The 17,860-nt window shown below is 65.8% G+C and carries 16 protein-coding genes; 9 read left to right on the top strand and 7 right to left on the bottom strand.

The window, feature by feature from the left end; translation table 11 throughout:
* Nucleotides 1-37: 37 nt before the first annotated feature.
* Nucleotides 38-1,555: an MFS transporter gene (locus QM615_RS11900; protein WP_269595569.1), complete on the bottom strand. Its 1,518-nt coding sequence runs from the start codon at nucleotides 1,553-1,555 to the stop codon at nucleotides 38-40.
* Between the two features lie 104 nt (nucleotides 1,556-1,659).
* Between QM615_RS11900 and QM615_RS11895 the strand changes: the two genes are divergently transcribed.
* A complete protein-coding gene (locus QM615_RS11895) occupies nucleotides 1,660-2,331 on the top strand; it encodes a TetR/AcrR family transcriptional regulator (RefSeq protein WP_094671499.1) in 672 nt (223 codons plus the stop codon).
* Between the two features lie 173 nt (nucleotides 2,332-2,504).
* Nucleotides 2,505-3,749: a lipase family protein gene (locus tag QM615_RS11890; protein WP_269595590.1), complete on the top strand. Its 1,245-nt coding sequence runs from the start codon at nucleotides 2,505-2,507 to the stop codon at nucleotides 3,747-3,749.
* A 24-nt stretch (nucleotides 3,750-3,773) separates the two neighbouring features.
* On the opposite strand, the gene QM615_RS11885 is transcribed toward QM615_RS11890, so the two are convergent.
* Nucleotides 3,774-4,103 (bottom strand): YnfA family protein, encoded by a 330-nt coding sequence (locus tag QM615_RS11885; protein WP_269595570.1) that lies wholly within the window; start codon nucleotides 4,101-4,103, stop codon nucleotides 3,774-3,776.
* Nucleotides 4,104-4,204: 101 nt separating this feature from the next.
* Between QM615_RS11885 and phoU the strand changes: the two genes are divergently transcribed.
* From phoU to QM615_RS11860, 5 genes are read left to right on the top strand one after another with little or no spacing between them, the layout of a single operon-like run.
* Nucleotides 4,205-4,858 (top strand): phosphate signaling complex protein PhoU, encoded by a 654-nt coding sequence (phoU, locus tag QM615_RS11880; RefSeq protein ID WP_068050449.1) that lies wholly within the window; start codon nucleotides 4,205-4,207, stop codon nucleotides 4,856-4,858.
* A 37-nt stretch (nucleotides 4,859-4,895) separates the two neighbouring features.
* Nucleotides 4,896-5,699: a transglutaminase-like domain-containing protein gene (locus QM615_RS11875; RefSeq protein WP_068050450.1), complete on the top strand. Its 804-nt coding sequence runs from the start codon at nucleotides 4,896-4,898 to the stop codon at nucleotides 5,697-5,699.
* Between the two features lie 29 nt (nucleotides 5,700-5,728).
* Nucleotides 5,729-6,304 carry an HhH-GPD-type base excision DNA repair protein gene (locus QM615_RS11870; protein ID WP_269595571.1) on the top strand — a complete coding sequence of 192 codons (576 nt, stop codon included), beginning with the start codon at nucleotides 5,729-5,731 and terminating at the stop codon, nucleotides 6,302-6,304.
* Between the two features lie 51 nt (nucleotides 6,305-6,355).
* Complete coding sequence (locus QM615_RS11865) at nucleotides 6,356-8,749, top strand: helicase-associated domain-containing protein (protein WP_269595572.1); 2,394 nt, start codon at nucleotides 6,356-6,358, stop codon at nucleotides 8,747-8,749.
* Nucleotides 8,750-8,793: 44 nt separating this feature from the next.
* Nucleotides 8,794-11,157 carry a DNA polymerase III subunits gamma/tau gene (locus tag QM615_RS11860; protein WP_283347351.1) on the top strand — a complete coding sequence of 788 codons (2,364 nt, stop codon included), beginning with the start codon at nucleotides 8,794-8,796 and terminating at the stop codon, nucleotides 11,155-11,157.
* 12 nt (nucleotides 11,158-11,169) lie between these two features.
* Here the strand turns inward: QM615_RS11860 and QM615_RS11855 are convergent, their stop codons facing one another.
* Entirely contained in the window at nucleotides 11,170-11,406 is a 237-nt protein-coding gene (locus QM615_RS11855; protein WP_269595574.1) for a hypothetical protein, read from the bottom strand.
* 234 nt (nucleotides 11,407-11,640) lie between these two features.
* Here QM615_RS11855 and QM615_RS11850 point away from each other — a divergent pair, with 234 nt between their 5' ends.
* Complete coding sequence (locus QM615_RS11850; protein ID WP_149407263.1) at nucleotides 11,641-12,852, top strand: acetyl-CoA C-acetyltransferase; 1,212 nt, start codon at nucleotides 11,641-11,643, stop codon at nucleotides 12,850-12,852.
* 9 nt (nucleotides 12,853-12,861) lie between these two features.
* Nucleotides 12,862-14,997: a 3-hydroxyacyl-CoA dehydrogenase NAD-binding domain-containing protein gene (locus tag QM615_RS11845; protein WP_283347350.1), complete on the top strand. Its 2,136-nt coding sequence runs from the start codon at nucleotides 12,862-12,864 to the stop codon at nucleotides 14,995-14,997.
* 66 nt (nucleotides 14,998-15,063) lie between these two features.
* On the opposite strand, the gene QM615_RS11840 is transcribed toward QM615_RS11845, so the two are convergent.
* From QM615_RS11840 to mihF, 4 genes are all read right to left on the bottom strand, one after another.
* Complete coding sequence (locus QM615_RS11840) at nucleotides 15,064-15,726, bottom strand: GntR family transcriptional regulator (RefSeq protein ID WP_188078771.1); 663 nt, start codon at nucleotides 15,724-15,726, stop codon at nucleotides 15,064-15,066.
* Nucleotides 15,727-15,738: 12 nt separating this feature from the next.
* On the bottom strand, nucleotides 15,739-16,911 hold the full coding sequence (locus QM615_RS11835) for a cation:proton antiporter (RefSeq protein WP_269595576.1): 1,173 nt from the start codon (nucleotides 16,909-16,911) through the stop codon (nucleotides 15,739-15,741).
* Between the two features lie 19 nt (nucleotides 16,912-16,930).
* On the bottom strand, nucleotides 16,931-17,413 hold the full coding sequence (locus tag QM615_RS11830) for a cation:proton antiporter regulatory subunit (RefSeq protein ID WP_094638737.1): 483 nt from the start codon (nucleotides 17,411-17,413) through the stop codon (nucleotides 16,931-16,933).
* A gap of 67 nt (nucleotides 17,414-17,480) precedes the next feature.
* Nucleotides 17,481-17,795: an integration host factor, actinobacterial type gene (gene mihF / locus QM615_RS11825; protein WP_008712632.1), complete on the bottom strand. Its 315-nt coding sequence runs from the start codon at nucleotides 17,793-17,795 to the stop codon at nucleotides 17,481-17,483.
* Nucleotides 17,796-17,860: the final 65 nt, after the last annotated feature.

The following is a 17,860-nucleotide window of genomic DNA, read 5'->3' as shown; positions in this document are numbered from 1 at the left end:
CAGGCTACGAGGTTCCGCTCACATGCGGCGGAGCCGCTCAGTGTCCGACGACTACCGCACCTTCGGGAGCCGACGGCAACGGTCCGTTCTTCAGCAGCGTGGCCGACAGCACCGCGCCGAGCAGGAAGATTCCCGACGCCCACCAGAACGTGGTGGTGTAGCTGGCGATCTCCGCGTTGGCCTGTAGCAGTGCCACATCGGTTGCCGTCGCCATGTTCGAGCTGACGTAGCTGGTCGCCGCATTGGCTGCCACGGTGCTCAGCAGCGCCGTGCCGATCGAGCCGCCCACCTGCTGCATGGTGTTCACCGTTGCCGATGCGACACCGGAATCGTCGGGGTCGACGCCCGAGATCGCGCCCTGCATGGCCGGGGCCATGGTGGCACCGAGGCCGAGGCCCATGATGACCAGGCCGGGCAGGATGTGCGTGACGTAGCTGCTGTCGACGTCGATCTGCGTCAGCAGCGCCATGCCGATCGAGGCCACGACCAGGCCGGTCGTCATCAGGATGCGGGGTCCGAAGCGGGGCAGGATCAGCGCCGTGGACAGAGTCGCCGTGAGGATCAGCGACGCGATCATCGGCATGAAGGCGAACCCGGTGGTGATGGGCGTGTACTTCAGCGTGTTCTGCAGGTAGTACGTCAGGAACAGGAACACCGCGAACATGCCTGCGCCGGTGACGAATACCGCGAGGAACGATCCCGCACGAGTGCGGTTCAGCACGATCCGCAACGGCAACAACGGATGCTCGACGCGCATCTGGATGGTCACGAACACTGCGAGCAGTACGACACCGGCGGCCAGGAATCCGAGGGTGACCGAGTTGCCCCAGCCGTCGGACTCGGCGTGAGCGAAGCCGTAGACGATGGAGAACAGTGCGGCCGAGACGGCGAGGGTGCCGGGGATGTCGAGCTTGGGGCGGACGTCGACCTTGTGCTTGGCCAGTAACAGGAATCCGCCGACGAATGCGAGCGCGGCGAAGATCAGGTTGACGTACAGGCTCCAGCGCCAGTTGGCCCATTCGGTGAGCATGCCGCCCAGCAGCAGGCCGAGAGCGCCGCCGCCGCCGGCGATGGCACCGAAGATGCCGAATGCCTTGGCGCGTTCCTTGGTGTCGGTGAAGGTGGTGGCCAACAGGGACAGGGCCGCGGGGGCGAGCAGAGCGCCGAAGACACCCTGACCGGCGCGGGCCGCGACGAGCATGCCGAAGTTGACGGCCGCGCCGCCCACAGCCGACATCAGCGCGAAACCGACGAGCCCGATGAGGAAGGTGTTGCGTCGTCCGAAGAGGTCGCTCAGTCGTCCACCGAGCAGCAGCAGGCTGCCGAACGCGAGTGCGTACGAGGTGACGACCCATGAGCGGTCGGCGTTGTCGAAGCCCAGGTCGAGCTGAGCAGCGGGGAGTGCGATGTTCACGATGGTCGCGTCGAGCACGACCATGAGCTGAGCCAGTCCGAGCGTCGCGAGAATCAGCCAACGATTCCGATGCGCACGTTCGTCGACCGGCGTCGTGGTCGACGTCGAGTCGCCCACGTTCTCCGATGAAAGGGCGGTCATAGTGTCCTCGGTTCGACTATGCGGAGGTGTACCCTCCGGTTGTAGAACAAGGTAGCAGCGAAGTGGAGGGATGTCCTCCGCTTATCGGGTGAAACGGACATCGAATGAGTGTGAGAGCGGACACAGCGGCATCGAAGCCACTTCGGGCCGATGCCGAACGCAATCGACGTCGCATCGTCGACGCGGCCCGCGAACTGTTCGCGTCACACGGCATCGACATCACGCTCGACGACGTCGCGGCGCACGCCAAGGTGGGCGTCGGCACCGTCTATCGGCGGTTTTCTTGCAAGGAAGAACTGATCGACGGCGTGTTCGAGCAGCGTCTCGAAGACATGCTCGCGACCGCCGAACGGGCGCTCGAGGCAGAGGATCCGTGGGACGGTTTGGTGCAGTTCCTCGGCGATGTGTGCGCGGGAATGGCACTCGATCGCGGTCTCGGAGACGTCGTACTCGGGTCCGATCAGGGCTGCCGAGGGATCGCTCAGGTTCGCTCGCGCATCGATCCGTTCTTCGAGAAGATCGTCGAACGAGCACTGGCATCCGGTCAGCTTCGGCCGGACGTCGCCGTAAACGACTTCTATCCGGTGCTCGGCATGATCGGCGCGAGCGTCGAATTCTCCAGCACCGTCGACGCGTCGAACTGGCGACGCTATTTCACCGTGTTGCTCGACGGTCTGCGCGGCGACGGCGTTCCAAGGTCGACGCTGCCGGGGCGGCCCTTCACCAGCGACGAGGTCGATGCGGCCAAGACGGCGATGCATCGTCGTCGACGCTGATCGTGAGGACACCGAACTAGCCCTATGCGTTGTGTGGCGCATCACGTAAGGTGCGTCACGATAAGTGCTACACGGGGTAGCGCTCACTTGAAGTCAAGTGATCGACGTTGGGGGTTTATCAGGTGCGTTGCACACGCGTGTTCGGGTCGGCTGTGGCGGTAGCGGCAGTATTCATGGGGGTGACGGCACCCGCGGTATCGGCGGCACCCTCGACGGGATCGACCGTCGAATCCGATTTCTACATTCCACCGAGCCCGCTCCCCGCAGGCTCCCCGGGTGACGTGATCCGGTCCGAGCCCTCGCATCTCGCGCTGTCGGTTCCCGGGATCGGTGGCCCGCTGCCCGGTGCGGCAACCCGAATCATGTACCGCAGCAACGATTCCAACGACGAAGCCAATGCCGTCACGGGAACCTACATCGATCCCGCCGCGGAGTGGACCGGGCCCGGCCCGCGTCCGCTCGTCGTCCTCGCCCCGGGAACTCAGGGACAGGGCGATCAGTGCGCGCCGTCGAAGATGCTCAACAACGTCATCACCTACACTCCGCCGCTCGGCTTCATGGTCGAGTACGAGGTGCTCGCGGCATACTCGCTGCTCTCGCAGGGTTACGGCGTGGTCATCACCGACTACGAGGGCCTCGGTACGCCGGGTGCGCACACGTACGTCAACCGCGCCTCGGAAGCTCACGCTGTGCTCGACGCGGCCCGCGCCGCACAGAACCTGCAGGGTACCAAGATCTCCGCCGACGGCCCGGTGGCCGCGTACGGCTACTCGCAGGGCGGCGGAGCAGCCGCTGCTGCAGCGGAACTCGCCGATGAGTACGCACCCGAGATGAACCTCGTCGGCACCTACGCCGGTGCACCTCCCGCAGATCTGAAGGCGACCCTCGAGCAGGTCGACGGCACCATTCTCACCGGAGTCATCGGATACACCCTCAACGGTCTGCTCAACTCCGACCCGGGTCTCCAGCCCATCATCGACGAGAACATCAACGACGCAGGCAAGGCCATGCTGAATCTGGTCGCGAATCAGTGTGTGGGAGAAACGATTCTGAACGTCGGGCTGCACCGCACCAACGAGTACACCAAGACCGGCGAGCCGCTGTCGGTGGTGCTGGACAGGCTGCCCGTCGCTCAGGAGATCCTGGCCAAGAACAAGATCGGTGAGCGGACGCCGAATGCGCCGGTGCTGATTCAGTCCGGTACGTCCGACGACATCGTTCCTCACGGACAGGCCGTCGGACTGGCCGGTGACTGGTGCGGCAAGGGTGCCACCGTGCAGCTGAGCGCCGCGCAGGTTCCGGCCATCGTCCCGGGTTCGGGTGCCGGACACCTGATTCCGGATATCCTCGGCCTCGGCGAGGCGCAGAACTGGATCAAGGACCGGTTCTACGGGGTGCCCGCGCCGTCGAACTGCTGATCTTCTCGGTACGGCCCGCGTGAGTCAGCGCGGGCCGTACATGATCACCGCGACGCCGATCAATGCGATCGACGCTCCGGTGATGTCCCACCGGTCGGGTCGGAAACCGTCGACCACCATTGCCCAGAGCAACGATCCCGCGACGAAGACCCCGCCGTACGCCGCCAGAATCCGACCGAAGTTCGCGTCGGGTTGCAAGGTCGCCACGAAGCCGTAGGCGCCGAGAGCGAGCACCCCGGCTCCGGCCCACAGCCACCCGCGATGCTCTCGAATCCCTTGCCATACCAACCATGCTCCGCCGATCTCGAACAGAGCGGCGACGCCGAACAGCACTATCGACTTCAACACAGTCATGGCGTTCAGCGTCGCACAGCGCCGTGAGAGGTGTAGAAACAAGTGTTCGGGGGTAAGGCCTACAGGCCCAGCAGGGCCGAACGGTAGGGGTTGAGTACTTCATGCGGGACAGTTACGCCGAGACGTTGGATTCGCTGGCGTCGAATTTGTCCGAAATGTCGCGAATTGCCGAGAAGGCGATGGCGGACGCGACTCGATCGTTGTTGACGGCAGACATCGTTCTCGCCGAGCAGACCATCGAATACCGCGAAGAGATCGACATGCTCGCAGTCGAGTGGGAGCACGGAGCCTTCGGCTTCCTGGCGCTGCAGGCACCCGTTGCCCACGATCTACGACGCGTCGTCTCGGGCATCAACATCGTCGCCGATCTCCAGCGCATGGGTGGCCTGGCCGTGCACATCGCCGAACTGGTTCGCCGTCGCCATCCCGCGCACGTTTTGCCGCCCGAGGTCGAGGGCGTGTTCGAGCAGATGGGTCGCGTTGCCGTCGCGCAGGCCGAGTCCACCCAACGCGTCCTGGAGACCCGAGACGCCGAGCTCGCCGCCGACCTGCGAATTCAGGATCAGGAGATGGACGCGCTGCACCGCAGCCTGTTCATGCTGACCTCCGCACCCGACTGGCCGCACGGCGTGCCTGCCGCAGTGGACATAACGCTGCTCGGGCGCTTCTACGAGCGATACTCCGACCACACTGTCGAGGTCGCCAAACGCGTCATCTTCCTGGTGACCGGCGATCGCCCCACCGACGAGTCATAGTCTGCGCGAACGGCTCGAAGATGGCAGGATCGGCACGATGAAACGTGATGTCTCTGCGTACCTCGATGTCGACGTGACCGAGGCCAGCACCCTCGAGTTCCAGATCGCAATTGCACCGCATCCAGGAACCGACGTGTGGGAAGCACTCTCGTTCACACTCGACGGTCAGCCGATCGAGGCGCAGGAGATCAGCGGTGCTCACGGCACCCGCATCCACAAGATTCACGCCGGCGTCGGCAAGCTCGAGGCGTCGTACTCGGCAACCATCTACGGCAACACCGAGCCCGCTCCGGTCTCCGACTACGACCTCTCGCTGTACCTGCGGCCCAGCCGCTACGCCGAAGCCGACAAGTTCTTCGGCTTCGCAGCAACGGAATTCGGCTCGTACCCACCCTCGGAGAAGCTGCTCGCCGAGGTGTCCTCGTGGGTCGGCGCGCGGCTGAGCTACGTACCGGGCAGCAGCGACCCCATCGACGGCGCAGTCGACACCCTCCTCGCCGGTGCCGGAGTCTGCCGCGATTACACCCACCTCGTGGTGGCGCTGCTGCGAGCGGTCAACGTCCCGGCTCGCCTGGTCGCGGTGTACGCGCCGGGCTGCGATCCGATGGACTTCCACGCGGTTGCCGAAGCATTCGTCGAAGGCCAGTGGCGAGTGGTGGACGCGACCTGCCTCGCACCGCGATCGACCTTGGTGCGCATCGCCACCGGACGCGACGCATCCGACACCGCGTTCCTCGACAACCACGGCGGATCGATCATCCTCAACAGCGCCGTCGTGGGAGCCGTCGTCGACGGCCCCTTGCCCTTCGACGACATCACGCAGTTGGTCTCGATCACCTGACCCCAGGGGTGCGTGGCAGGATCGAGGCCATGTCTCGCACACTGCACCTCGTCGGCGATCCTGAGGCCGATGCACTGCTCGCCGAGGATCCGTTCGCGCTGCTGATCGGCATGCTTCTCGATCAGCAGGTACCGATGGAATCGGCGTTCGCAGGACCGAAGAAGCTCGTCGACCGTCTCGGTGACCTGAACGTCGACACCGTCGCCGACACCGATCCCGAAGAGTTCGCTGCCCTGTGCGCGCAGACCCCGGCCGTCCACCGGTTCCCGGGTTCGATGGCCAAGCGCATCCAGGGGCTGGCGGCGTTCCTAGTCGAGAACTACGACGGCAAGCCGCAGGAGATCTGGACTCGGGACGATCCCGACGGTGCCGAAGTACTGAAGCGTCTCAAGGCCCTCCCCGGCTACGGCGATCAGAAGGCCCGTATCTTCCTCGCGCTGCTCGGCAAGCAGATGGGCGTCACGCCAGACGGGTGGCGCAAGGCCGCGGGAGCGTACGGCGACGACGGTGCGCGTCGATCCATCGCCGACGTGGTGGACGAGAAATCGCTGCTCGAGGTACGTGAATTCAAGAAGGCAGCGAAAGCCGCAGCCAAGAACAAATAAGTCTGTCGGTGCCCGTCGATACAGTGGCCAGAACTTTCACCGGGGGGCGAAATGACCGACAGTATCGAAACCTACGAGGGCTGGCTGGCGACTCTCGACGAGGACGCACTGACCGATCTGCTGCACCGTCGGCCGGACGTGGCGACCGACCCGCCACCGCGCTCGTTCGGGTTGCTCGCGCAGTTGCTCGGTGCACCGTCTCGGGTGTCGATGCTGCCGCGTCGACTCGACAGCGGCGCGCTCGCTCTCCTCGAATTGTTCGCGCTCATGGGAGATCTGAGCCGCGCCGAGATCGGGCACTGGGCGAGTGAGGGCCCGATCAACGAGACGCCGCACATCGATGCCGCTCTCGCCACACTGACGGCCTACGGGTTGATCTGGCCGCACTCCTCGCCCGGCGCAGGCACGGTCGAATACTCACCCATCGATCTGTCCGGGGTGTTCTCGCATCCGTTCGGACTTGCCCGCAGGCAGCGAAAACTGTTCCTGCACTGCGCCGTCGAGCAGGACCGGCTGGCTGTGCTGTCGATCCTCGGAATCGACCCGGCGCTCGAGCGAGGGACGCGCGCCGACGCCGTTGCAGCCGCGATGACGCCCGAACGGATCAGGGCGCTGTTCGACGGCGGGTCGGAGGAGATGCGAGCGATGTTGTCTCGCTTCGTCGATGGCAAGCCGGTGTCACTGATCTTCGACATTCCGTCGAGCGCGGGGACCCCTGCCTTCGAGCGGGGATTGTTGTATCGACTCGACGGGCACCGCGTCGAGATGCCGCTGGAGGTGAGCATCGCCCTGCGCGGGGTCGGGTGGCGTCTGCCCATCGAAGTCACGCCGCCGACCTTCGAGACCCGCGCGCTCTCGCACGACGACGTGCGGCGCACTCGTTCCATCGCACTGCTGCAGTTCTGCGAACACACGCAGGCATTGCTGACGGCCATCGACGCCGACGGCCTGACGACGATGAAGACCGGCGGCGTCAGTGCCAAGGAACTTCGGTCGCTCACGAGCAGGTTGGGATTCGCCGACGAACACGACACCGCGTTGATGTTGATGCTGGCACGCGAAGCCGGGCTGCTGGCCGAACGCGGAAAGACCGGCGTCGCGTTGACCTCGGCCTACGAGACATGGTCGACGAGCGCCCGAGCCGAACAGGCGGCGACGCTGGTGACCGCGTGGTGGAGTTCGCCCTTCACTCCCACCCACCGAGTTCCCCGCGCATCCCAGAAGACCGTTCCCGTGCTCAAGAAGATGCTCGACGACCCCGCGGCAGCGGACCTGCGCGCGACGGCGCTGACAGCTCTGCTCCGATACGAGGACGTCGCCTCGCCGGTGACGGTTCTGCAGGATGCCGAGGAGTTCGCCCGGTACCTGGACTGGCACATCCCGGTCGTCTCGACGAGCGCCGGGCCAGGCCACGTGCACGCGCTGTGGTTGGAGGTGAGTCGACTCGGGATATTGGCCGACGGTGCGCCGACCGATCTGTGCCGCACCCTCACCGAGTTCCCCGCGGGTCGAGACGGTGACCCGCGCGAAATCCGTGCGGCTCTGGCCGCACAGTTGCAGGACATGGCCGAGTGGGTGCCGTTCTCCGTTCGGCTGTTGCCCGATTCCACGGCGGTGGTGACCGGACCACCCAGTACCGAGGTGGCGTCGATTCTCGGCGCGGCCGCGCAGCCCGAGTCGAGGGACGTCGCATCGGTCTGGCGGTTCACTCCCGCGACCATTCGGGGGTTCTTCGACACCGGCGGCACCGGCGACGAGTTGATCGATGCGTTGACCGCGATGGCCGACACCGACGTACCCCAGGCTCTGAGCTACACGATCCGGGACTGCTGGCGTACCTACGGCGCACTGGCCGTGCGCAGAATTCCCTGCGCCATCGTCTCCGAGGATGTCGTCCTGCTGACCAACATCGAGACCGACGAGTCCCTGGCCGTGCTGCAGTTCCAGCGCCTCGCTCCGACCGTCCTGGTCAGTTCTGCCACGCCGATCGACACCATCGCTGTGCTCCGCAGGCACGGATACTCCCCGGTGCGGCACTCCGACACCGGGCAACTCCAACTCGACAGCGCACCTCGCATTCGCGCGGGGGACACCCGGCCGACGCATCGTGCCGTCCACCCGGCACGGCACCGACGCGAACCACGCGAGCTCGCGCGGCTCCTGCTGGCAGGCAGCGGCGGAACCGTCGACGAGGCACGAGTGCGGTCTGCGCTGGATTCCCACAGCCGGCTGTTGCCGCGTGAGCTGGATCTGTTGACCGACGCCGCAGCGCGCGGCACGCCCGTCACGATCGACTATCAGAACTCCAGGGGAGCCATCGTCCGGCATGCGATCTCGGATGCGTTGCAGGACGGCCATTGGCTGTACGCGCTGTCGGAATCGACCGGAAGCCGCGAGAGCTTCGCCGTCATGAACATCAGAGCGGTATCCACCGCCGCACAATGACCGGCGATGCAACTGTGTCCGTGGTCGCCGGTACCCTTTCGGGCGTGGCCCTCTACCGGAAGTACCGTCCTGCGACGTTCGCCGAGGTCGTCGGTCAGGAGCACGTCACCGAGCCGATCAGCGTGGCGTTGGACAGCAACAGAATCAACCATGCCTACCTCTTCTCCGGGCCGCGCGGCTGCGGAAAGACCTCCTCGGCGCGGATCCTCGCCCGATCGCTGAACTGCGCCGAAGGTCCCACGTCGACGCCCTGCGGCGTGTGCAACTCCTGCGTCGCCCTCGCCCCCGGCGGACCCGGCAACTTCGACGTCGTCGAGATGGACGCGGCCAGCCACGGTGGCGTCGACGATGCCCGTGATCTGCGAGACAAGGCCGTGTACGCCCCGGCCGAATCGCGCTACGTCATCTTCATCATCGACGAGGCGCACATGGTGACCCCGGCGGGCTTCAACGCGTTGCTCAAGGTCGTCGAGGAACCGCCCGAGCACCTCGTCTTCATCTTCGCGACCACCGAACCCGAGAAGGTTCTCCCCACCATCCGCTCGCGTACCCACCACTACCCGTTCCGGCTGCTCGCGCCGTCGACGATGCGCGTTCTGCTGGAAAAGATCTGCGGCCAGGAACAGGTCCCGGTCGAAGACGCGGTCTACCCGTTGGTCATCCGCGCCGGCGGCGGCTCGCCCCGTGACTCGCTCAGCGTCATGGATCAGCTCCTGGCCGGAGCCGGTCCGGAAGGCGTCACGTACCCGCGAGCACTGTCGCTGCTCGGCGTCACCGACGTCGCGCTGATCGACGAGGCCGTGGACGCATTGGCTGCGGGCGACGGCGGCGCACTGTTCGGCACCGTCGACAAGGTGATGGACGCCGGCCACGACCCACGCCGGTTCGCCATCGACCTCCTCGATCGCATGCGAGACCTGATCCTGATGAAGGCCGTGCCCGACGCCGGAGAACGCGGTCTGGTCGACGTGCCGGGCGACGTACTCGAGCGACTTCGTGACGAGGCCGATCTGCTCGGCTCGGCGACGCTGACTCGCTACGCCGAGATCGTGCACTCGGGACTCGGCGAGATGCGTGGTGCCACCGCCCCGCGTCTGCTGCTCGAAGTGATGTGCGCCCGCATGCTGCTGCCCTCGGCCTCCGACGCGGAATCGGCGGTGCTGCAACGACTCGAACGCGTCGAACGTCGCTTGGACGTCACCCTTCCGGCGGGGGAGCAGGCAGCCGTCGCCCAGGCAGTTGCGGATCCGACGCGACCGCAACTGCAACCCACCGAGGAGCCCGCACCCTCGGGTCCGGCACCGGTGAGCAAATTCCAGCGACCGTCACAGCGCCCACCGGCCGCAGAGCCGACAGCGCCGACACCGGCACCGGCACCAGCTCCGGTGGCAGCCGCTCCCGCAGTCTCAGTTCCCACACCGGCACCCACGCCCGAGCCGACACCTGAACCTGAACCGGTTCCGACACCCGCACCAACACCGGAGCCCGAGCCCACACCTGAGCCAGCTCCGGCACCCGAGCCCACACCTGAGCCAGCTCCGGCACCCGAGCCCACACCGACGCCCGAGCCGGCACCGACACCCGAGCCTGAGTCTGTCCCGGAACCCATTGCCGTGCAACAGGATTCGGCCCCGGCTGCCCCGGCTGCCCCGGTCGCCCCGGCTGCACCAACTACCCCGACGTCGCACGAGGATTTTCCGCCGGAGCCCGAGGACGATTACGGTCCCGAACCGGATCCCGTGTTCGAGTCGGAACCGGAACCCGTGGCGGCCCCTGCCGCCGCGTCGAACGAACCCGACGCAGCTGCGGTTCGCGCGGTGTGGTCCGAGGTGCGTACGAAAGTGCGGGAGCGGAGCCGGACCGTCGAGGTGATGCTCTCCGGAGCCTCGGTGCGCGCGGTCGAGAACGGCACCATCACGCTCGGCCACGACTCGGCACCGTTGGCCAAGCGGCTCGAGGAGCCCCGCAATGCCGACGTCATTCGCGACGCACTGCGTGACGTGTTCGGCGTCGAATGGTCGGTGGTATGTCTGGTCGGTGCCGCGGCACCACCGGAACAGTCATCAGCAAAAAAAGATGAACCGGCAGCGAAACCCGCGTCGCTGCCGAAGTTCTCGAGGCCGAGCCAGGCAGGGGCTCCCCGTCCCACGTCGGACGGGTTCGGATCAGCGGGCGACGGATCCTCGGCCGGCATCGGGGCGGACGACATTCCGATGCCCGAAGCCCCGGGCTATCCGGACGAGCCCGAGCCGGTAGGGCCACCGCCGCCGGAGACCCCGGAGGACGAGGAAGAGTTGCTCAAGGCTGCCGCCGAGCCTGCCGATCCCACGGTTCGCCGGGACCCGGAGACAGTCGCGATGGAGCTGCTGGTGAGCGAACTGGGAGCGGTACCGCTCAAAGAGATCTGATCGACGGGTGACTCAGCCGACGGTGAGATCCTCGTTGTCGGCGAACACCAGGCGGCCACTGTCGAGTGCCACGGCCCAACGCCGTGCCACCGCCCATTCCCTCGACGTGGTGTCGGGGGTCTGCACGCCGAAGTCCACGACGATGGCTCCGGTCTCGTAGGCGCCCTGACCGGACTCGTCGTCGCTGCCGGTGGTGTGAATGCGTACTTTGACGCGGGCGCCCACGGTCAGTTCGTTGTCGGTTTCCATGGAGGGTCTTCTTCCGCGCTCGGTAGATCTGATCTATCCGAGTGTCCCATGCCGACTTCGTTCAAACCTGAACTTTCGCGCCGGTCATGGAGAACGCTCGTTTCGGTCCTTATGTCGGATCGACCCGCGGCCCTACTGTGAAGTGAGCTGAGGTCTGTTGTGGCCTCGCATCGACGCGGTCGGCCAGCACGGCGACGGCGACGCCGATCGAGAATGTGGAAGGAACTGCGCGCTGTGACTACAGAGGCATTCATTTATGAAGCCATCAGGACTCCCCGAGGCAAAGGAAAGAACGGCTCCCTGCACTCGGTGAAGCCGATTTCCCTGGTGACCGGCCTGATCGACGAGCTTCGTCGACGTTTCCCCGACATGGACGAGAACCGGATCTCCGACCTCATCCTCGGAGTGGTCTCGCCCGTCGGAGACCAGGGTGCCGACATCGCCCGCACTGCCGTGCTCGCTGCGAAGATGCCCGACACCGTCGGCGGCTTCCAGCTCAACCGTTTCTGCGCGTCCGGCCTCGAGGCCGTCAACCTGGCCGCGCAGAAGGTGCGTTCGGGTTGGGACGAGCTCGTCGTCGCCGGTGGCGTCGAGTCGATGTCTCGTGTGCCGATGGGCAGTGACGGCGGCGCGTGGGCCATGGACCCCGCCACCAACTACGACACCTACTTCGCCCCGCAGGGCATCGGTGCCGACCTCATCGCCACCATCGAGGGCTTCACCCGTGAAGACGTCGACGCCTACGCCGCGCAGTCGCAGGAGCGTGCCGCAGCAGCGTGGTCGGGTGGATACTTCGCCAAGTCCGTCGTACCGGTCACCGACCAGAACGGTCTGCTGATCCTCGATCAGGACGAGCACATGCGTCCGGGCAGCACCGTCGAATCGCTCGGCAAGCTGAACCCGGCCTTCACCGGTATCGCCGCCATGGGTGGATTCGACGACGTCGCACTGCAGAAGTACCACTGGATCGAGAAGATCGAGCACGTCCACACCGGCGGTAACAGCTCCGGCATCGTCGACGGCGCAGCACTCGTCCTCGTCGGCAGCGAGCAGGCCGGCAAGGATCTGAACATGGTTCCGCGGGCGCGCATCGTCGCCACGGCCACCAGTGGTGCCGACACGACCATCATGCTGACCGGGCCGACCCCGGCGTCGAAGAAGGTTCTCGCGACCGCGGGGCTGACCGTCGACGACATCGATCTCTTCGAGCTCAACGAGGCGTTCGCGTCCGTCGTGCTGCGGTTCCAGAAGGATCTGAAGATCCCGAACGAGAAGCTCAACGTCAACGGCGGAGCCATCGCCATGGGCCACCCCTTGGGAGCTACCGGCGCGATGATCACCGGCACCGTGCTCGACGAGCTCGAGCGCCGCGGCGGTCGTTACGCGTTGATCACCTTGTGCATCGGCGGCGGCATGGGCGTTGCCACCATCATCGAGCGAGTCTGAGGTAAAGGCATGAGCAACAACATGATTCAGTGGGACCAGGACGCCGACGGCATCGTCACGCTGACAATGGACGACCCCAACCAGGGCGCCAACACGATGAACCAGCTGTACAAGGACTCGATGGGTGCCACCGTCGAACGCCTCGAGGCCGAGGTCGACTCCATCACCGGTGTCGTGATCACGTCCGCCAAGAAGACGTTCTTCGCCGGCGGCGATCTGCACACCCTCATCGCAGCCAAGCCCGAGGACGCCCAGCAGGTGTTCGACGAGGTTCAGGAAGTCAAGGGGCAGCTGCGTCGCATCGAGAAGCTCGGTAAGCCGGTCGTGTCCGCCATCAACGGCGCAGCACTCGGCGGCGGACTCGAGATCGCCCTCGCGACGCATCACCGCATCGCGGCCGATGTTTCCGGCGTCCAGATCGGTCTGCCCGAGGTCTCGCTCGGACTGCTTCCCGGCGGCGGCGGCGTTGCTCGCATCACGCGACTGCTCGGCATTCAGACCGGTTTCATGACCGTCCTCGCCCAGGGCACCCGGTTCCGTCCGGCGAAGGCTCTCGAGATCGGTCTGATTCACGAATTGGTCGGCAGCATCGACGAATTGGTGCCCGCCGCCAAGGCGTGGATCAAGGCCAACCCCGAGGGTGGCGTCGCACCGTGGGACGTCAAGGGCTACAAGATCCCCGGCGGAACGCCGTCGAACCCGAAGCTCGCGCAGATCCTGCCTGCATTCCCGTCCAACCTGCGCAAGCAGATCAAGGGCGCACCGATGCCGGCTCCGCGCGCGATTCTCGCTGCGGCAGTAGAGGGTGCGCAGGTCGATTTCGACAACGCGTGCACCATCGAGTCGCGGTACTTCACCGAGTTGGTCACCGGACTGGTGTCCAAGAACATGATTCAGGCGTTCTTCTTCGACCTGCAGGCGATCAACGCCGGCAAGTCCCGCCCCGACGGCATCGAGAAGACCACGTTCACCAAGGTCGCAGTTCTCGGCGCAGGCATGATGGGCGCGGGTATCGCGTACGTGTGCGCCAAGGCCGGAATCGATGTGGTGCTCAAGGACGTTGCCCTCGAATCGGCTCAGAAGGGTAAGGCCTACTCCGAGGCCATCGAGGCCAAGGCGCTCTCCCGTGGCAAGACCACCCAGGAGAAGTCCGACGCTCTGCTCGCCCGTATCCACCCGACGGCCGACGCCAAGGACGTCGAAGGCGCAGATCTTGTCATCGAGGCCGTCTTCGAGTCGGAAGAGTTGAAGCAGAAGGTGTTCCAGGAGATCGAGGACCTCGTCGATCCGACGGCGCTGCTCGGTTCCAACACCTCGACGCTGCCCATCACGAGCCTCGCTCAGGGCATCAAGCGTCAGGAAGACTTCATCGGAATCCACTTCTTCTCACCCGTGGACAAGATGCCGCTGGTGGAGATCATTCGCGGCGAGAAGACGTCGGATGCAGCCTTGGCCAAGGCATTCGACCTGGTGCAGATCATCAAGAAGACCCCGATCGTCGTCAACGACAGTCGCGGCTTCTTCACCTCGCGTGTCATCGGCACGTTCATCAACGAGGCCATCGCGATGTTGGGCGAGGGCGTCGAGCCGTCGACCATCGAGCAGGCCGGTCTGCAGGCCGGTTACCCGGCTGCGCCGCTGCAGCTCTCGGACGAGCTCACGCTCAACCTGATGCAGAAGATCCGCAAGGAGACCTACGACGCGCTCATCGCCGCGGGTCAGACTCCTCCCGAGGATCCGGCCGGTGCCGTCATCGACAAGATGGTCGACGAGTTCGAGCGTCCGTCGAAGGCCAAGGGTGCGGGCTTCTACGAGTACGAGGACGGCAAGCGCGCCGGACTGTGGCCCGGACTGCGTGATGCGTTCAAGTCGGGCTCGGCGGACATCCCGTTCGAGGACCTCAAGGAGCGCATGCTGTTCATCGAGGCCATCGAGACGCAGAAGTGCTTCGACGAGGGTGTCCTGAACACCACCGCCGACGCCAACATCGGCTCGATCTTCGGCATCGGATTCCCCGCCTGGACCGGAGGCGTGCACCAGTACGTCGTCGGCTACCCGGGTGGTCGGGCCGGATTCGTCACCCGTGCAGACGAATTGGCGAAGAAGTACGGCGATCGCTTCCAGGTTCCCGCCTCGCTGCGCTAGTGCCAAGGCAGTGGTGTGGTTATGTGCCGCCCGTGGCACCTAACCGCACCACTGCGCGTAGCGCACTCAACCGCGGTGCGCGATCAACCTCTCGGCGCCGTCTGTGAATTGTTGCTTCATCAATTCGCAGGCGGCGTCGATGTCGTTTCGAACGAGTGCCTCGATGAGGGCCTCGTGATTGCGTACTGTCGCTCGGCCCCAGTCGCGGTCGGTGGCGTAGAGGCGGGTGGGTGTGTAGCGGGTGGCGTTGTTGAGAAACCACGCCAGTTTCGCGGATTCGGCGAGTCGGTTGAGGACTCGGTGGAACTCGAACTCGCAGTTCTCGACGTCCTCCGGCCGACCGTTCTCGACGGCGATCGACAGTGCGGCGGTGAGCTCGGCGAGCCGGTCGAGCTCGGCCTCGGTGATCTTCGGCGCGGCGCGGCGAACCAGCTCGGCGGCGATGTGGCCCTGGAGCCAGAAGATGTCGACGATGTCGCTCGGCGTCAGTGGTGAGACCTTGTATCCGCGATGCGGGACGAGTTCGACGATGCCCTCACCCCGCAGCGTCAGCAGCGCCTCACGAACCGGAGTGACGCTCACCCCGAGTTCGGCGGCGGTCTCGTCGAGTCGGATGAAGTCGCCTGGGCTCACCTCGCCGGACATGACGAGATGCCGGACGTGGTTGGCCACCTCCTCCGACAGCTGCGGCCGTCGGCGCAGAACCGATGCTCGACGCTTGTCCACCATTCCGAAAGCCAATCACACGGCGGGCTTCGTGCGAAGGAGGACCTTCGCGACCGGTTCGACGACTCGGGCCGCGATGGGCCCCAGGATGGCCATCAGCAGCACGTATGCCGTGGCCAGAGCAGCCAGCTCGCCCTCGACGGCTCCCGCGGCCACGGCCAGCCCGGCGATGACGATGGAGAACTCGCCACGCGCCACCAGGGCCGCACCGGCGCGCAGTCGGCCCGGCCGCCCTATTCCTTGACGCCTGGCCGCCCACCAGCCCGTCGCGATCTTGGTCGCTGCGGTGGCGACCGCCAAGACGACGGCCCAGCCGAGCACCGGCGGGATGGTTGCCGGGTCGGTGGCGAGACCGAACACCACGAAGAACATCGCCGCGAACAGATCTCGGAGGGGTTCGAGAACGCGGGTGGCGTTGGCGGCCGTCGAGCCGGAGATCGCGATACCGAGCAGGAATGCGCCGACGGCGGCCGAGACCTGCAGTTCCGACGCGATTCCGGCCACCAGCAGGGCAGCGCCGAGGACGTTGAGGAGCATGACCTCACGGTCCTTGCTGTCGAGCAGCGCAGAGACCGAGCTGCCGTAGCGCAGTGCGATGACCAGGACGATCGTGACGACCAGCAGGGAGATTCCGAGAGCTTCGAGCCCGCCGAGGAAACTGGCACCCATCAGAACGGTGGTGAGGATCGGCAGGTAGACGGCCATCGCAAGGTCCTCGAACACCAGAATGGACAGCACGATGGGGGTTTCTCGGTTGCCGAGCCTGCCGAGGTCGGTGAGGACCTTGGCGATGATGCCCGAGGACGAGATGTATGTGACACCGCCCATCACCAGCGCTCCGACGCCGCCCCAGCCGAGTATCAGTGCGACCACTGCGCCCGGGGTGAAGTTCAGGGCGATGTCGACCAGGCCCGCCAGCCAGGATCGGCGTAGTCCGGTGACGAGTTCGGTGGCGGTGTACTCGAGTCCGAGCAGGAGCAGCAGCAGGATGACGCCGATTTCGCTGGCGATCTCACTGAATTCGTCGATGCCGCCGAGGCTGACGATTCCGCCGTTGCCGAAGGCGAGACCGGCGAGAAGATAGAACGGAATGGGGGAGACCCCGAACTTGCCTGCCACGCGGGCGAGTAGGCCGAGGACGAAGAACACCGCTCCCAGTTCGGTCAGAGCGAGTGCAGTCTCGGCCACCGGTCAGACCCGACGATTGTCAGGCATTGCCGAGGATCTTGGCAGCTGCGTCCAAACCGTCGGCGGTTCCGACGGCGACCAGCAGATCGCCGGAGACGAGGGTGAAGCCAGGAGTGGGTGACGGTTGTACTTGGCCCGCGCGCATCACTGCGACGATCGAGACGCCGGTCTTGGTGCGCATCCCGGTATCGCCGAGGGGGCGGCCGTCGAAACGCGAGCCCTTCCTGACGGGGAGCTGGCGGGTGTTGATGCCGGGGAGGTCGCGATGCTGTTCCCCGAGCTGAGCGATGAGTTGCGGCGACCCGAGCAGATTGCCCAGGGCCGCCGCTTCCTCATTGCTCAACGTGATGGATTCCTGCGTCGCATCGGGGTCGTCCTTGCGCGAGACGATCAACTCGTTCGCGCCGTCCTTGCGGGTGATGACGCCTATGCGACGCCCGGAAGCGAGGGCGAAATCTTTCCGCACCCCGATTCCCGGCAGCAGGGTCACTTCGACGTTCATGGTCGAAATGCTAGCCCTGCAGGCAACGCATTATCGCCGGATCGGGTGTGAGCCCGACCCAGGTCGATCAGGATGCGACTGCGGCCAGGAGGGCTTCGCGCTGGTTTGCACCGAGGCCACCGATACGGCGGGTATCGGCGATGGACAGCTGCTCGAGCAGCTGTGCGGCGCGCACGGAACCAACACCCGGCAGGGCCTTGATCAGGGCGGACACCTTGGTCTTCTTGACGATCTCGTCGTTCTCCGCCTTGGCGAGAACGTCAGCGACGCTGAGTTCGCCGGACTTGACGGATGCGAGCAGCTTCGACCGCGCAGTGCGTGCCTCGGCCGCCTTGGCCAGCGCCGCGGTGCGCTGTTCCGGTGTCAATACTGGTAAAGCCATGGCCTGTTCTCCTCGATTGTGGTGACCCGTCGCTCGTTGACAGGTCTCGACCCTCTTGCATCGTG

It is taken from the genome of Rhodococcus sp. IEGM 1341 (assembly GCF_030056895.1).
Taxonomy (GTDB): Bacteria; Actinomycetota; Actinomycetes; order Mycobacteriales; family Mycobacteriaceae; genus Rhodococcoides.
This window is presented reverse-complemented; position numbering and strand designations above follow the sequence as displayed.

Excerpts from the sequence above, each read along its gene's own strand:
- QM615_RS11900 (WP_269595569.1), bottom strand. The coding sequence starts at position 1,555 with ATGACCGCCCTTTCATCGGAGAACGTGGGCGACTCGACGTCGACCACG.
- QM615_RS11895 (WP_094671499.1), top strand. The coding sequence starts at position 1,660 with ATGAGTGTGAGAGCGGACACAGCGGCATCGAAGCCACTTCGGGCCGAT.
- QM615_RS11890 (WP_269595590.1), top strand. The coding sequence starts at position 2,505 with ATGGGGGTGACGGCACCCGCGGTATCGGCGGCACCCTCGACGGGATCG.
- QM615_RS11885 (WP_269595570.1), bottom strand. The coding sequence starts at position 4,103 with ATGACTGTGTTGAAGTCGATAGTGCTGTTCGGCGTCGCCGCTCTGTTC.
- phoU (WP_068050449.1), top strand. The coding sequence starts at position 4,205 with ATGCGGGACAGTTACGCCGAGACGTTGGATTCGCTGGCGTCGAATTTG.
- QM615_RS11875 (WP_068050450.1), top strand. The coding sequence starts at position 4,896 with ATGAAACGTGATGTCTCTGCGTACCTCGATGTCGACGTGACCGAGGCC.
- QM615_RS11870 (WP_269595571.1), top strand. The coding sequence starts at position 5,729 with ATGTCTCGCACACTGCACCTCGTCGGCGATCCTGAGGCCGATGCACTG.
- QM615_RS11865 (WP_269595572.1), top strand. The coding sequence starts at position 6,356 with ATGACCGACAGTATCGAAACCTACGAGGGCTGGCTGGCGACTCTCGAC.
- QM615_RS11855 (WP_269595574.1), bottom strand. The coding sequence starts at position 11,406 with ATGGAAACCGACAACGAACTGACCGTGGGCGCCCGCGTCAAAGTACGC.
- QM615_RS11845 (WP_283347350.1), top strand. The coding sequence starts at position 12,862 with ATGAGCAACAACATGATTCAGTGGGACCAGGACGCCGACGGCATCGTC.
- QM615_RS11840 (WP_188078771.1), bottom strand. The coding sequence starts at position 15,726 with ATGGTGGACAAGCGTCGAGCATCGGTTCTGCGCCGACGGCCGCAGCTG.
- QM615_RS11830 (WP_094638737.1), bottom strand. The coding sequence starts at position 17,413 with ATGAACGTCGAAGTGACCCTGCTGCCGGGAATCGGGGTGCGGAAAGAT.
- mihF (WP_008712632.1), bottom strand. The coding sequence starts at position 17,795 with ATGGCTTTACCAGTATTGACACCGGAACAGCGCACCGCGGCGCTGGCC.